Source organism: Paenibacillus sp. Y859, from assembly GCF_056786405.1.
The window spans coordinates 20,785-34,996 of sequence record NZ_JBXCIZ010000016.1 but is presented as its reverse complement, the minus strand read 5'-3'; the positions used below and the strand labels follow the sequence as shown (position 1 = coordinate 34,996).

Here is a 14,212-nt window from a genome sequence, read left to right as displayed (position 1 = left end):
GAATGATAAAATGAGTCGTATTAAGCATATGGTTACTTTTAGTTTACACGGAGGGAAAGATACACCTGCTGCGGAAGATTTTCTTACATTAAGTACGCAAGAACTATCCGCAATTCCTGGTGTACAGCAATTCGAAGTGTTCCGTCAAGTTAGTTCTAAGAATGAATATGACTACGCATTCTCTATGACTTTTGAAAATCAGGAAGCTTATGATACTTACAACGATCACCCTGTGCATCAGAACTATGTTGCTACACGTTGGCTCAAAGAAGTGAGTGATTTCCAAGAAATAGACCTTATTAGCTACACATAATGACTAGGAGAAACATCATGCATCCAACGAAAGAACGCGCTTTAACATTTCCAACTAGCCTTAGCCGGTAGCCTCGTTTCAGGTTTCGCCATCGCTTATGCCATCGGGGCACCGATCGTTATGACTGTGGTTTTGCGATCTCAAATGTGTTGGGCGTTCCCCTCGAAAATTTGGTGGGACAGTACTTTGAATGGCCAGCAGCATTTGTCCTTGTCGCAATATTGGGACTCATCGCATTTATATTGAATTTTATCTATGTACCCCGCCACCACACCAAAACGAACATCTCACTACAGGATCAAGTTCGTTTGTCCATTATATCTTTATACAGTTGCTCTCTCTCTTGAAATTCGCCTTGATAAAGATCTAGATAATCGAATATTTCAAAAGAAAAATCAACAAACGCTCGTCCTTTAGCTGTAATTACATGATCATCCCTAACAACCCGCTTATTCATATAATTCTCGCGTGGGAATGGATCTTCTACACCTAATTTATCAATTCTTTCGTTTGAGCAAGAAGTGGTGAATTTTCTTGTATGTAAAACACCGGATCTGCCCAGATATTGTGGCCCGTTACAAATTGCAGCTAACATCTTCTTTTCTTGATCAAGTTTCATAATCAGTTCCGTTAATTCATTCTGTTAGTTGCGAATCGGTCCTCCTGGAATAATCAGGCCTTCGATATCATCGAGCTCCATAGCTTCATGAACTGTTAGATTAGGAGTATACAACAAACCCGATTCGCTTATAACTGGTGCTTCTACCATTTGCTTATCCCTCCACAGCTTTGCCTCACGACAAGTTCAGGATCCACTAGAACAGAAGACGACGACAATTGGTTATGGATCAGATCGTAAAGCATCATTGCCGCAAGTCGGCCGATCTTTTCTTTATCCTGCTTGGTTGTCGTAAGCGGAGGATCCATGTATTTACAGGCCTCGATGTCATCACAACCGATTACAGCAACATCTTCGGGCACCCGATAATTGTTTTCCTTAAGTACCTTAATCGCACCGAAAGCCAATTGATCTGAAGCAGCAAACACGGCTCTAGGCATCTGACCAGAATGAATTATCTTCTTCATGGCTTTGTAGCCACTATTTTCAAAAAAGTCTGCGCTGTTCACGATCCAATCATCGACCTTTGCTAATCCATAGTTGGAAAGAGCATTCACGAACGACTCTTTACGAATCTGGGAAACGTATCCACCCTTACCTCCACCAATATATGCAATTTCTCTATAACCTTGTAGGTAGAAATGCTCAACAACTTTTTGTGAAATCTTACTGTTATCCGACATGATATAACCGGACAATTGCCCGGATAATTTAATATCAACACCTATGCAGGGAATATCGCTCCGATCAAGTTCTGAAATACTTGGTTCAAGATCATCTCCAGAGATAATTAAACAACCTTCGACTTGATAATATCTACAGCGCTCTAGGTAATCCTTGCCTGTATTATGGAATTCTTCATTAGAAAAGAGAAGTAAGTCATAACCAAGAAATCCCATTATTTTCTTAAATGAGTTGATAATATCGATGAAAAAGTGATCATTCAATTCGACATTCAGCTTGCCTGCAAGCAACACACCAATCAAATTCGTTCTACTAGACGAAGGCGAGAGTGTATTTGTCGATTGCTTCATTATATAACCTGTTTCATGTATGATTTTCATGACGCGCTCTTTCGTCTGTTCACTGACATCTTCGTAATTATTTAAAATTTTCGAAACAGTAGAAATAGATACTCCTGCTTTTTCGGCGATTGTCTTTATAGTGATTTTCATGTGCTAACCCCCTCATATTTTGTTGTCCTCATAGGAGGCAGTCCATGTTTATAACGACAATATTATACCATAATTTAATTGGAAGCTTAATATCATACCTGATTCATGAGCCAAGTTAATGTTATCGTAACCCTTCACATTTACGAAAGTTTCGCAAGAAAGACGCCGACGGCGACCTTGGTTATGGAGTTTCTCTTTATCGTATATTTCCATTGTGCTAGCGAGGGGCATACAGTTAGTTGCAAATTTGTCCTCTAAATCCGCCACTATTGCTCTTTTCCCCACTTTAGTTGTTAAAAAGGTATCTAATTTTTCGCTAGCCAGCCTAGTCTACTAATTTAAGTGTCGTTTAGGCTCTTATTCCATTCCCGTGGATCTATCTACATAGGCTATTCTGCTGTGCGCTACCTCCACCCAGCGGAATAGCTGCAAAAACTGCACTTAAAATAGCGCGAAAAGTATGGAAGCGGAAAATAGATGCAAATCTACAGTTAAAAGTGGCGATAACGATGTAAAGTGGGAATTTGAGTAATCTAGATGTACTCTATGCAGCTAAAATTAGTGTTAGAGGAAATTGGTCGGATTTAGATGTACGTTGTACATCTGTTGATTAACGAAAAGGTGGAATAGATCTATAGGTCTCCCAAAAACAAAAACTTATACTTCTATTATGTTGAAAAAAAGGAGATATCGAATATCTCCTCTTTTGGCAATCATTATTTTCCAGCTTAGCGTATGAAAAAATCAAATGTTCGCTGCCAAGTTTGAGATTCTCCAGGCTCCAAGTCGATGGTAGCGAATACTTCGGGCGATACAACATGAGCCGTCCCCCACACCGCCGCTACCCTGCCGATGTTGTAGTCTTTCTACTGTACAAAACGTATGATTGCCATCATTCTCAATGATGTATCCGATGGGACTCACCCTTTCACTAGTGCAGATGATGGCCTACTCAAGAAAGCTTGGACTTCGAGGACAATACTACCTCAACCGTATGAATACCCTGATCAGACAACGCCACAATTCTATCTCTTGGAATCAAGCATCCGCCATCAATAGGGCGAATCGGAATAGATTCTCCATCGATAGCTAACGTTCCAATTACATAATCCCCATAGTCCAAAAGATCAGGATTCATATAAACAACATTCAGCATTTTATCCGCAAAAGACGTCTTAACCGATGCCTCATCCACTGAACTAAACTGATCCTTCATAAGCTTTGGCTCAAGTCGGAGATCTCCGAACTCGCCTCTCACGCCATATACTTCGCTTAGTAAGGTCAAGAGCAACCAGCTAGCAGAGCCTGTTAAATAAGGATACATTCCTCTGCCCTTCTCATTGATATATTCTGGTATGCCCGGATACATCCGACTAGCATCGAAATCACTGCTTAGACTGTAGATCGAATCCAGCACGGTGCGGCCCGCATCGACAAACCCGCGTTTGTAGAGAGCGTTCGCATACATCACCGTCATATGGCTAAACATGGCACCATTCTCTTTGTGCCCAAACGCAAATCCAAAAGCACGACCTAGATTCTGCTGAATTCCACCAAAATTAGAGTTTAGTCTGTACCCGATGTTGGCGTCCTTTAGATAATGATCTACTGCGGCAGTGATCTTGGTGATCTGTTCATCTGTTGCGATGCCGCCCATAATGGCGAATACCTGTCCGGTCAGAGTCATTCGTACGCCATTCGGGTGATCGCCTTCGACCTGCTCGCCATCATTATTATAATAACCGTTAAACCATTCGTAGCCCTCTGTACTGCTAATCCATTCATTCTTGTGCAAATGACCGATCATCCACCGTGCCTTTCGCGTCAAATCGCGTGCAATGAGCTCAATATCTATGGCGAATTTCCTGCCACTAACCGTTGTGCTTATGCGCTTGTCGTAATCATCGAGAAGTGCCAGCTTTTCCAATGGAACTTCATAGTTTAGTGGGTTCTTCAAGGTGTCGAATAGTATGAGCATTTCCTCAGCTACCTCGAGAGTCGACACAATATTCCGTTCTTTAAGCGTTAGGAGTAGCTGAGCAATTTCCATCAAATTGCTTGCATAAAAGGCTGTGAATGCTACGCTTTCGCCTTTACTTGCTCCCATGTCCAGCCCATCGTTCCAATCTGCGCCTTCCAGTCGGCAGTTATTGTGTGCACCGACGTTGAAGAACGGTACGATATTTTGCAAAATAATATGCTCTAAAATACTCCCTTTATACGTTGCTCCTCCTTCCGTTCGGAGAAGGCTTCCCGTTATCGGATCCCAGGAACTGTCTCTTTCCTTACAACGTCTTACGAAACTATCTTTAAAGTACACTTGCTCCTGAAGCAGAAACTCCAAGTCTCCGCTTTGATGGATATACAAGATTGTAGTTAGAAATGGCCAGGCGCCATGATCCATCCACAATCGCGGAATATTATTGCGATCAGCGATGAATTCGCCTTGCTTCGAACCAATAATCGTCGCATTGCTCCCGTCGATCCGCACGCCGGCATAGTTATTGAACAACAACTCCCGAACATCTTGAGGCTCCATCACCATTAACGCCAAGCAATCTTGCCATAGATCACGCCAGCCACGACCTCCCCGGCCGTAGTCATGATAAGGGAGGAAGGAGTTTCCGTACATACGTCTTAATATCGGTTGTATCGTAACCCAAGACATCCACTGGTCAAATTCCGGATCAGCTGAACCAAAAGCCAATATATCCAACTTACTCCGCCAGTACGCTTCATTATGATCTAGTAGATAATCAAAATGGTCCTCCGCCAGGTATACCGATGCATAGCAATCCGTATCGATCCGCCCTTCTTCAATGACCAAGGCGATTACATAGCTCTTGGATTCTCCTGGTTGGAGAATTTCATCTACAAACCTTAGTGCGCCAACGGATTCATATCCTTCGAACGACTCTCCTGCAACCGCTTCTGCCGGGGTATTCAGAACGACCGCTTCAGGCCACTCCAAGCTACCACCTTCACCGATAAATGTTTCTGTTATAGGAAAATATCCTGCAGGCATATTACCCCTGTCATCAGCACCTAATACACCGTACGTTGTTGTATTAATCCGATGGCCTCTCTCATCAAAAGAGAGTGCCGGTTGCACTTCAATGCCGTGATCGGTTGTATAAATACGATGTAGCAACGATGTCACATGACGGTGATCGCGAAGATCATCAGCAGAGCGCGCATATAACGGTATAACAGCTGTAGGTGTAAGATATAGCGGCTCTTCACTAATATTGGTTAATGTGACCCGCATCAACTCGACTTTGTCCTCCGTAACAGGTACGAAGTTTGTTACTTCTGCTTTGATGCCCACAGCAGTATTCTCCCGGGTAACCTTTTGCCATAGAAAACCAGCTTCAAGTGTCGTTCGTTCCTCACCTTCTGAGAAGCGCTCCGCGTTCTGTTGGGGAGAATTACCCGCAGCTGACCAGACCCCTTTACCCTTGATATGCACCCAGAAGTTTCGAGAAGCTTTGGAATTATGTAAATCTTCTACCGATAATGGAGCCATTAAGAACGTGTTCTGCCCACTCGTTACCTGTCCGTGCAGAGAAGGCGTAATCGTCGACATCATACCCGCTTCATTAACAAGGGGAAAATATAAATAGCTATTTCGATCCGGGTTTTCCAGTATAAAAGACCCCTTATCCCCTACATACGTCCAGCCGTTCGTCTTCTGTTTCACCATAGTTTCGTCCTCCTTAAGTCAAACAACATTCCTTAAATGCTTTTAACGAAACATTTCGTATGATTAAGGAGATTCCAGATGATTATTAATGAAACATTTCGTTGGTCTTATTATTGCTCATCCTGTCTGATTTGTAAATATTCCGTTTTACGCTGATTCCCCATGGACAAATACTTTGGATAATTATTCTAAGTCAATCCGACAGTTTAATACATACACTTCTTTATTTTCTTTAATTGTTTGTTCTACGTCATCACTTGAGACCATACCATTTCCATTATTCCTAATTATCATACCCAATTCGACTACTTGATTTATTTGCGCTGATATGGGATCTAACGGATGAGTCAGTGTGTTGTCATAATCAATTTTATCCAGAACAGTTTGCCCACTAGTGATATTCCTATTATGCCTTAATGCCATTGTCCATACTTCTGCATTCTTTGTATCTATATCTAAAGTAGACAAATAAATCTTATAATCCTTCTCATCTGCTCGTACTGATGATTCTACATTTAATACTGGATCTTTAAGAATCCCATCCACATAATGATCTACCCAGTAATGAATACTTTTAACTGCTCTATCACCAAGATCAATCTGAAAAATCATGTTATTCTTTGCACCCGTTGCTTTCATAATTGAGTATTCTTCATTGTCAAAATTTAAAAAGCTTATCTTTATTTCACTTTCTTTATCGAGCTCATTCGTATTCATGTTGTCACTAGGTGAACATCCGACTAACAGAATAGCAAAAAGGAATAATGCAGTAAGCCTTTTCAAAGTTATCTCTCCTCTTTATTAATACAATATTTCTGATATATCTGTTTCTTCTTCATCTACTATTTCCATACATCTATAGAGCAAATCGGTGTTATACAGTAAGTCAGATTTATGTGAGATGTTTTCAAATTGCTTGTATTTTTACTTACATGTACAATTAAATTATAATCCTTACCAAGGAGGAATGAATTATGAAATGGTCTGAAGTTCGTGAACAATACCCTGCACGTTGGGTAGTTATTGAAGCAATTGTAGCCACCTCACGAAACAATAAAAGAAATATCGAAGAAATGTCGGTTATTTCCGATCCAAAACTAACTTGGAATGACAAAGCATCCCTATGGCTTTGATGGGATCATAGGCACTGACTTCTTGTCCTTAAAAAGATTAATAATTGATTTCAATGATATGGAAGTTAGATCACTTTAACTTCTTTAGCCCATCCTGTTAACTCACCAAATACTTATGATTATTCTTAATTTCCTGTATGATCTCTTCAAGTTGCTCTGTAGCATATCGGTTTGTTTCTAATACATGTTGTGGATTAATTAAAGCTTCTTTAAATTCTTGCAATAAAATAATGCTTCTTTCTCCCATCTGATTTTCAATAGGTCTTAATTGATCTCTATGTATAAGCGTTTCAACATCGACCATCAATACAACATAAACAATGTTAATATCACAGTCTATCATTTCATTCGAGAACCATTCTACTTCCTTGGGAAAAGTAACATAGTCTATGACGACATCATAATCTGCTGCAAGTAAATTTTTTGCCAGACTAACGTTGTTCTCTTCACTTCATCAGTCCAATCCTTAACAATATTTTATTTATTATTTCTTCTGTACTTAGTCGATCTGTAATAATATGTTCTTTATACATTTCACTTGTTAGAGTAGTTATACATTTTTTTGTTTGTTGGTAGGTCCATCCCCCTTCTTCATCCCCTCGAGAAGCTAATCTTTGGTAGATCGTTTCTTCTGAAGCCACTAGACAGAAGTGATAAATCTCCTTATCCATTTTGCGGAATCCCTTTAATATAGAGTTCTCCATAATTCTATATCCTGAAAATCATCTGTTCTTTCATCGTGTAATCTAACCTCTTCAGGGATAAGCTTCCTTAGCATATAGCCAATCTCTTCAGGATCAAAGATCATACTATTTGGAATATGTGTTTGAAGTAGCTGAGCAGTGGTAGTTTTCCCTGCACCAAATGCCCCATTAATCATGATTATCATCGTTACCCTCCCATCAAATGATTTGATATCTTTTTCTTTTCACCACTTATAACATATAACGAATACAGATCCATTTAGTTACTATTATAAAATAGTAGCAGATGAAGTCGGACGCGAAGGCGAAAGAGATTATCGAGGCGGCCATATCGACAAACGAATGATTTCATTATTAGCTTTCTCAGCGGATATGTCTGTAGTAAACGGGAGAATCGTCGACAACAAAGGACCCATTCTCAGATAGAAGCTATCTAGGATGGGTCCTTATATGCGTATAAGTGCGTTATCAGCAAGCTAAGGCTCCTGAGTTATTTCTTTTCTTTTTGCTTTTTCACAGCATCATCAAGGCTCTTTTGAACTTGTGTTTGAATGGAAACTAGCGCTTTGTCTAATGTCTTTTTGTTGCTTATTACTTGTTTAACTTCACTCTGTACAACTTTTTGATACTGCGAATGATCAAATGGAATCCCTTTGGGAGTGAGATATCGCGATGATTCCAAGTTTGGTTTTAATTTATAGAAAGCCTCCAAACTAAGACCTTTGTACTCTTTACTATAATCCATACGAGTTAGGGAATAATTTAAAGGTAGTTCAGATCTGGATTTAGCGTAATCCACTCCGTTATAAAATTTGAGGAAATCCCAAGCAAGATCTTTATTAGCTGAACTAGCTGGAATCGCCATGATTGAAAAAAGAATGATACTTCGTGTCATTTTTCGATCCTTAGGATCTGCAGGACCCGCTGCAATCTTAACGGTAAAAGGTTTATAATTCGCTACATGCGCTTTATCTGCAGTTACAGTCCTTAAATAATCAATACTAGAGGTAGTTACCTTCATAGCCGTTCGTCCCATAATGAAAGGATCCTCGCTAAAGCCTAAGCCACCTACATTCGATCCTTCTATGGTATTCGATTTTATTGCGGCGGTAGCCATACTATACACCTTTTTCCAATCAGCTGTATTAATAGTTACCTTTAGTGTATTGGGATTATATCGAGTTAATCCCTGAGAATCTGCTATATCATTTATTAAATAGGAGTATTTATCAAGATGATATTGAAGTCCCCAAATACGAGTGTCCTTACTTCCTTTGGTTGGAAACTTGGCAGCTAATTTCAATATTTCTTCCCAAGTCATTCCGTCTTGCGGCAATGGAACATTATGTTTTTTAAACAAGTCGACATTGTAGAAAATCGATTGTGTTTCGAAGATTGGACTTAATCCGTTAAGCTTTCCATCCACTTTCATTGCATCCAACAATCCAGGGTATATTGATGCAGTATCATAATTGTCACGCTTAATTAATTGCCCCAATTCTGTTAACTGATTCTCCTTGGACAACTGCTTATATTCAAGGGTGTTCAACATGATAACGTCAGGTGACTGCTTGGCAATAAAATCGTTTAAATCTGATTTCCCATCCCATATAACTTCCTTGATTTCTGTATTGGGAAATTTCTGTTTGAACAAATCCTCATCAAAATAATGTTTATTTTGATACATCACCTTTAAAGTTCGTTTCGTATCTACCTGGTTATCTGGATTTGCGGAAACTTTTTTGTCTAGGCTAAAACCTGCTGAAATAACCAATAGTATAAAACTCAAACTAACGATTAATCCCTTCTTTAATAAATTACTCTTCAAAATTAAAACCTCCACTCATTCTTTTGTTTAATTTCCCCAAACATGATCTAGTCGTTTAAATAGAAGGAAAAGTTACGGTAAGTGTTATTCAAACCATCATTTTCTTAAGACTGCGTATATATCGTGATTTCACAATGATGAAAAAGACGCTTTGCAGAATTAGATACGCAGCAAATGTGATCAGTACCGGTTGGAGCACATTCATGATTCCCATCTCCGAGAGGATAGGGGTGATGACAACTAGACTCTGAACGGCGGCTACAACAATTGGAATATAGAAGAGTATGGCAATTTGTTTGGTCGCTGATGCTGACATTTCACGTGTGCTTAGCCCTATCTTGGATAATGCACGGTACATACGAATGTCCGCAGCCAACTCACTATGCAGCTTGAAGTACAAAAAACTAGCCGATGCAACCGAAAAAATCAAAGCGATAAAAATACTAACGAAGCTTAGCATGGCTGTACTTTGTTTGAGAAGCCAATAACTAGCGGCGCGTGAAGTTAGATGGAACACTTCTTCACTTTTCCCCTCCATATTGACATTCCATTTGCTCAGCCTGGTGCCTACGATATTTTCCTGACTGCTTAGGGTAGGCAGTGAACCTATATCCCATGCAGGAACCTTATAGTAATAATCGATATAAGGTCTGATTTCCTTCCCCGCTTCAGCTGATTGGGCTACTCTTACCGTCTCCATCCACTTTTCTGGCACAATCAGCACAGGAATTATTGAACTTATGAACTCAATAGATTCTGTTGTTACACTCTCCTTGACATAAAGAGATACGGCGGGCTGTTCAACCAAAGTAACCATACGGTTAACAATATAATCATCCTTTTCAACTTCTGGTGAAGCCAAGAGAACCGATTCATTTGAACCGAGTTTTGTTAAGGCCGGAAGGTCGATTAAAGACGCAAGTTCATTATACTGAGAAATTCCGATCAGAAGCAGGATGTTCTTGCTGCCTTCCTCATTAAGGACTGAGGAAGATAACCTATCGATTCTCGTCTCCGTATACTCTACACCTGCTGCTCTTAGTTCTTGGTGAATTTTTCTTCGGTCAGGTTCGGTCGATGTGGTCCGGAAATACGATTGTGTGATGGAAAAGGGTTCCCCGGTGTACAGTTCTTTTCCGGCCTGGTTAATGGACAACACAACAGCTGCCCCCATACTGGCCAAAGCAGTCACTACGGTAATCAGGAATAACATCCGCGAGTTGTCCCGCAGTTTGTAGCTCATTTCCGATATCCAGAGCAGCCGTGTCCCGCGCCATGTGGATCTCCGGCTTCGCTGAAGCAGACGTATGAATAAAACGGACAGTTGTGAGTAGAAAAAATAGGTTCCGGCAATTCCCGTAACGGCTGCCAGAACAATAGTAACGGGGCTTAATTCCATCCGCAGAGCATAAAATCCGATAGCCAGTAATACTCCACCAAGCAGTGAAAGAAAGATGGATGCCTTCGGCTGTTTTTTCGGTTTTATGTTTCCTTGCAGCAGATCCAGCACTTTGTTCTTGCGGATAAACAACAAAGTAAAGATGGAGATGACCAGAAACAAGGAGACGAATGAAAGGGAAGTGACCAGCATCGCTTTGGTTGGCCAGTAGAAGGGCAGATCCTCAATTCCGATCGTCTTGGTGCTGAAGAGCAGGAACAATTTGGAGAGAAGCATGCCACCTGCGATTCCTGTTAGGATGGCCGCCATGCCGATTAGCATATTTTCAAAGAAAATGAGCTTGTTAATCTGGTTCGGTCGAGCACCCAGAATGGATAGAATCCCAAACTCCTGATTTCGTGATTTCAAGAACGATCCGATGGAATACAGCACGAAGAAGAAGGCGAACACATACACAATGTAGGCTGCGACTTGCATACTCAAGGCCGCCATGGGTCCCATATCATTATTTGCAATCTCGGGATGATAAATGAATACGGAATAAGCGAAAAAGACCATGACCATAAAAGCGCTGCTCAGAAAATAAGCAATATAAGCCCGGGCGTTACGCCGTACATTATTAAACGCGAATTGAGGAAAGCTCATGACTATTCCCTCCCCAAAACGAAAGTGTGTCGATAATCTTCTGGAAAAAGGCCTGGCGGTTATCGCCACGGTGAATTTCGGCGGCCAACTTGCCGTCCTTGATGAAGATGATCCGGTTGCAGTAACTCGCTGCCTGTGGATCATGGGTAACGAGCATGAGTGTGGTGCCTTGCGTGCGGTTGATGTTCTCCAACGATTCCATGACGATCCGTGAGGAATTAGAGTCCAAGGAACCGGTCGGCTCATCAGCTAGAATCATCGCAGGTGAAGTAATGATCGCCCGCGCAATAGCGGTCCGCTGCCGTTGTCCACCGGATATTTCATAGGTTCGTTTCTTCAGGATATCCGTAATGTTAAGTTGTCCAGCAACCATCTGTAGCAGGGATTCCATCTCGCTCAACTTACGGTTGTCTAGGGTGAGTGGGAGCACAATATTCTCAGCTACGGTTAATGTCTCCAGCAGATTAAAATCCTGAAAGACGAATCCGAGTTGTCTGCGGCGGAAATGAGCGAGTTCTTTCTTATTCATCTTATAAGGATTACTACCATTGATATTCACCTCTCCAGAAGAGGGGTGGTCGATAGTTGATACCATGTTGAGTAGCGTTGTTTTACCGCTGCCCGACGGTCCCATAATGCCGACAAATTCACCACTTTCGACGCTGAGATGAATATCAGTAAGGGCTTGGGTATGCACTTTACCCGGATATACTTTATTCAGTGCTTTGACTTCTAATACGTTCATTGAAATACATTCCTTTCCTAAGGAAAACATGAGTCACCCATGAGTCATCTCTTTAATTTCAAGATGTCTTTGTCCTGTTTCTAATGTATAGGATAAGGCATTTCACTGCTATGTATTTACCTTAAGGTTATCTTACAAATCACTTAAGGTTATGTTCGGTTTACTGCCTATGGGCATTGCCGTTAACAATAATCCGAACCGTAGTTCCTGCTTCATGCTGAGATTCTAACTCGACGGCATATCCTAGTCTGGTGCAAATTTCTTTAACCAGATAAAGTCCCATTCCGGTGGACTCATGATATTGCCGTCCACGTTCGCCGGTGAAATAGGGGTTGAAGACTCGCTTAAGGTCTTCGGGAGAGATGCCGATACCCTGATCTGAAATCTCCAGAATAGTATCGTCACCGAGGCGTTGTGCAGAGATCGTCACCGCTTTGCCGGAGCCATCCGTGTAGTTTACAGCATTAGTTAAGATTTGCGTCAACATGAACATCAGCCATTTGGCATCGCTGTAGACACGTAATCCGGCATCAACCTGAATATTCACGGATACGCCTCGGCGGATAAATAATCTGCGGTTCTCGGATACCGCTTCGCTGACTGTCTTGCGGAGGAATAATGATTCTACATGGAAGTCATCCTCGAATCGGTCCAGACGGGATGTATAGATAACCATTTCCAGTCCTTTGCGCAGCTTGTCCAGCTCTTCCTGAACACTGCTGGCGGTTTCATCTTCCAGATCTTGCAGTGTGAGCTGTAAGACGGAGATCGGCGTCTTCATTTGATGTACCCAGCGGTTGATGAACACCATATGCTGGTCCATTTGCCGAACATGCACATTCAGCTTCTCCTGATACTGCCGATCAATATTCTGGAGTAATTCATTAACCGCTTCGGGAAGTGTAACATCCCCTAGAGGTGTCAAATGATCCACAGATATGTTGCGAGGAAAACTTAATAGCGTATATAATTTACGATGTTGAACATAACGATAACCGAGGTATAAAAGAAGAATAACGCCACTCAGAAGTACACCATACCACATGATCGTGGGGGGTCTATTCTCACCTGAGATCCAATATAGAATAGGAACAAGGATCATTTGAAGCGTATAGAAGAGCAGCAGCGGAAGTTGGTCCTTCCAGAACAATCTCATGGCGCTTCACTAGAGACACTCAGACGATAGCCAGCACCCCTTACCGTTTCTACAACATCTCCTACGCCAAGATCCTTGAGCTTTTTGCGGACACGCGTAATATAGACGTTCAGTGTATTATCATCAATGAAATGCTGGTCTTCCCACATGAGATCTAGCAGTTTCTCCCGGGTGACAACACGCCCCTCCTTTAGCAGTAGCGCTTCCATCAGGATGGCCTCCTTCTGTGTCAGCTCCATTGATTCTCCGGCATATTGGATTATATAACGTTCAGGAAATAGGGTTAGAGCACCCGAATGCAGTGTACGCTCCTCCTGGATTTGTGCGTATGAACCATATGCCCTTCGCAAATGGCTGCGAATTTTGGCCAATACGACCTCATAGTGAAAAGGTTTCGTAATATAATCATCCCCCCCGTTCTCCAGCGCCATCACCTGATCCATCCCGCTATCTCTGGCGGAGATGAACAGAATCGGACAAAGCGAAGATTGGCGAATCTGACGGCACCAGTAAAAGCCGTCATATTTAGGAAGATTGATATCCAGCAACACGAGGTCGGCAGCACTTTCCTTAAAGGCCTCCAGCACGTTGTTGAAGTCATCAACGATAACTGTATGATATTCATATTTGGAGAGGTAAGCACTCAGTAGACCTGCAAGCTTAGCATCATCCTCAATGATAAAGATGGTTTCCATACGATCACTCCTTTTGTCAGTTATACAGTAACACAATCAGGAAAAACCGTAAAACGTTCACTGAAATCCAGTAACCGAATTAGTTACCCAGGAGTGT

Annotated in this window: 15 protein-coding genes; 2 read left to right on the top strand and 13 right to left on the bottom strand. The window is 41.6% G+C overall.

Translation table 11 applies throughout. The features are described 5' to 3' along the window. The first annotated feature begins 10 nt into the window (after positions 1–10). Positions 11–313 (top strand): Dabb family protein, encoded by a 303-nt coding sequence (locus AC1TO8_RS21455; protein WP_482057638.1) that lies wholly within the window; start codon positions 11–13, stop codon positions 311–313. Positions 314–611: 298 nt separating this feature from the next. Here AC1TO8_RS21455 and AC1TO8_RS21450 read toward each other — a convergent pair whose 3' ends face one another. The 5 genes from AC1TO8_RS21450 to AC1TO8_RS21430 all read right to left on the bottom strand — a co-directional run bounded on the left by AC1TO8_RS21450 (position 612) and on the right by AC1TO8_RS21430 (position 6,593). After that, positions 612–938 carry a DJ-1/PfpI family protein gene (locus AC1TO8_RS21450; protein ID WP_482057671.1) on the bottom strand — a complete coding sequence of 109 codons (327 nt, stop codon included), beginning with the start codon at positions 936–938 and terminating at the stop codon, positions 612–614. A gap of 18 nt (positions 939–956) precedes the next feature. After that, on the bottom strand, positions 957–1,082 hold the full coding sequence (locus tag AC1TO8_RS21445; RefSeq protein ID WP_482057637.1) for a hypothetical protein: 126 nt from the start codon (positions 1,080–1,082) through the stop codon (positions 957–959). Then, complete coding sequence (locus AC1TO8_RS21440) at positions 1,076–2,101, bottom strand: LacI family DNA-binding transcriptional regulator (protein WP_482057670.1); 1,026 nt, start codon at positions 2,099–2,101, stop codon at positions 1,076–1,078. Before AC1TO8_RS21440 ends, AC1TO8_RS21445 begins: the two co-directional genes overlap by 7 nt. A gap of 958 nt (positions 2,102–3,059) precedes the next feature. Next, complete coding sequence (locus AC1TO8_RS21435; protein WP_482057636.1) at positions 3,060–5,810, bottom strand: GH36-type glycosyl hydrolase domain-containing protein; 2,751 nt, start codon at positions 5,808–5,810, stop codon at positions 3,060–3,062. A 183-nt stretch (positions 5,811–5,993) separates the two neighbouring features. Continuing rightward, positions 5,994–6,593 (bottom strand): hypothetical protein, encoded by a 600-nt coding sequence (locus tag AC1TO8_RS21430; protein ID WP_482057635.1) that lies wholly within the window; start codon positions 6,591–6,593, stop codon positions 5,994–5,996. Positions 6,594–6,784: 191 nt separating this feature from the next. Between AC1TO8_RS21430 and AC1TO8_RS21425 the strand changes: the two genes are divergently transcribed. After that, positions 6,785–6,943 (top strand): hypothetical protein, encoded by a 159-nt coding sequence (locus AC1TO8_RS21425; protein WP_482057634.1) that lies wholly within the window; start codon positions 6,785–6,787, stop codon positions 6,941–6,943. A gap of 97 nt (positions 6,944–7,040) precedes the next feature. On the opposite strand, the gene AC1TO8_RS21420 is transcribed toward AC1TO8_RS21425, so the two are convergent. From AC1TO8_RS21420 to AC1TO8_RS21385, 8 genes are all read right to left on the bottom strand, one after another. Beyond that, the gene (locus tag AC1TO8_RS21420; RefSeq protein ID WP_482057633.1) at positions 7,041–7,247 is read right to left on the bottom strand and encodes a hypothetical protein; all 207 of its coding nucleotides are present in this window, start codon (positions 7,245–7,247) and stop codon (positions 7,041–7,043) included. A 142-nt stretch (positions 7,248–7,389) separates the two neighbouring features. Next, the gene (locus tag AC1TO8_RS21415; RefSeq protein ID WP_482057632.1) at positions 7,390–7,647 is read right to left on the bottom strand and encodes a hypothetical protein; all 258 of its coding nucleotides are present in this window, start codon (positions 7,645–7,647) and stop codon (positions 7,390–7,392) included. After that, the gene (locus tag AC1TO8_RS21410; RefSeq protein WP_482057631.1) at positions 7,629–7,832 is read right to left on the bottom strand and encodes a hypothetical protein; all 204 of its coding nucleotides are present in this window, start codon (positions 7,830–7,832) and stop codon (positions 7,629–7,631) included. Before AC1TO8_RS21410 ends, AC1TO8_RS21415 begins: the two co-directional genes overlap by 19 nt. Before the next feature lie 305 nt (positions 7,833–8,137). After that, the gene (locus tag AC1TO8_RS21405; protein ID WP_482057630.1) at positions 8,138–9,475 is read right to left on the bottom strand and encodes an ABC transporter substrate-binding protein; all 1,338 of its coding nucleotides are present in this window, start codon (positions 9,473–9,475) and stop codon (positions 8,138–8,140) included. 88 nt (positions 9,476–9,563) lie between these two features. After that, positions 9,564–11,519 carry an ABC transporter permease gene (locus AC1TO8_RS21400; protein ID WP_482057629.1) on the bottom strand — a complete coding sequence of 652 codons (1,956 nt, stop codon included), beginning with the start codon at positions 11,517–11,519 and terminating at the stop codon, positions 9,564–9,566. Beyond that, positions 11,494–12,264: an ABC transporter ATP-binding protein gene (locus AC1TO8_RS21395; protein ID WP_482057628.1), complete on the bottom strand. Its 771-nt coding sequence runs from the start codon at positions 12,262–12,264 to the stop codon at positions 11,494–11,496. The genes AC1TO8_RS21400 and AC1TO8_RS21395 overlap by 26 nt, the downstream gene beginning before the upstream one ends. Before the next feature lie 160 nt (positions 12,265–12,424). Then, complete coding sequence (locus AC1TO8_RS21390) at positions 12,425–13,420, bottom strand: sensor histidine kinase (protein WP_482057627.1); 996 nt, start codon at positions 13,418–13,420, stop codon at positions 12,425–12,427. Next, positions 13,417–14,115 (bottom strand): response regulator transcription factor, encoded by a 699-nt coding sequence (locus tag AC1TO8_RS21385; RefSeq protein ID WP_482057626.1) that lies wholly within the window; start codon positions 14,113–14,115, stop codon positions 13,417–13,419. Before AC1TO8_RS21385 ends, AC1TO8_RS21390 begins: the two co-directional genes overlap by 4 nt. Positions 14,116–14,212 lie beyond the last annotated feature (97 nt).

What these genes read in the sequence shown, in the direction of transcription:
- AC1TO8_RS21455 (WP_482057638.1), top strand. Translation starts at nt 11, where the DNA reads ATGAGTCGTATTAAGCATATGGTTACTTTTAGTTTACACGGAGGGAAA.
- AC1TO8_RS21445 (WP_482057637.1), bottom strand. Translation starts at nt 1,082, where the DNA reads ATGGTAGAAGCACCAGTTATAAGCGAATCGGGTTTGTTGTATACTCCT.
- AC1TO8_RS21435 (WP_482057636.1), bottom strand. Translation starts at nt 5,810, where the DNA reads ATGGTGAAACAGAAGACGAACGGCTGGACGTATGTAGGGGATAAGGGG.
- AC1TO8_RS21425 (WP_482057634.1), top strand. Translation starts at nt 6,785, where the DNA reads ATGAAATGGTCTGAAGTTCGTGAACAATACCCTGCACGTTGGGTAGTT.
- AC1TO8_RS21420 (WP_482057633.1), bottom strand. Translation starts at nt 7,247, where the DNA reads ATGGTCGATGTTGAAACGCTTATACATAGAGATCAATTAAGACCTATT.
- AC1TO8_RS21415 (WP_482057632.1), bottom strand. Translation starts at nt 7,647, where the DNA reads ATGGAGAACTCTATATTAAAGGGATTCCGCAAAATGGATAAGGAGATT.
- AC1TO8_RS21410 (WP_482057631.1), bottom strand. Translation starts at nt 7,832, where the DNA reads ATGATAATCATGATTAATGGGGCATTTGGTGCAGGGAAAACTACCACT.
- AC1TO8_RS21400 (WP_482057629.1), bottom strand. Translation starts at nt 11,519, where the DNA reads ATGAGCTTTCCTCAATTCGCGTTTAATAATGTACGGCGTAACGCCCGG.
- AC1TO8_RS21395 (WP_482057628.1), bottom strand. Translation starts at nt 12,264, where the DNA reads ATGAACGTATTAGAAGTCAAAGCACTGAATAAAGTATATCCGGGTAAA.
- AC1TO8_RS21390 (WP_482057627.1), bottom strand. Translation starts at nt 13,420, where the DNA reads ATGAGATTGTTCTGGAAGGACCAACTTCCGCTGCTGCTCTTCTATACG.
- AC1TO8_RS21385 (WP_482057626.1), bottom strand. Translation starts at nt 14,115, where the DNA reads ATGGAAACCATCTTTATCATTGAGGATGATGCTAAGCTTGCAGGTCTA.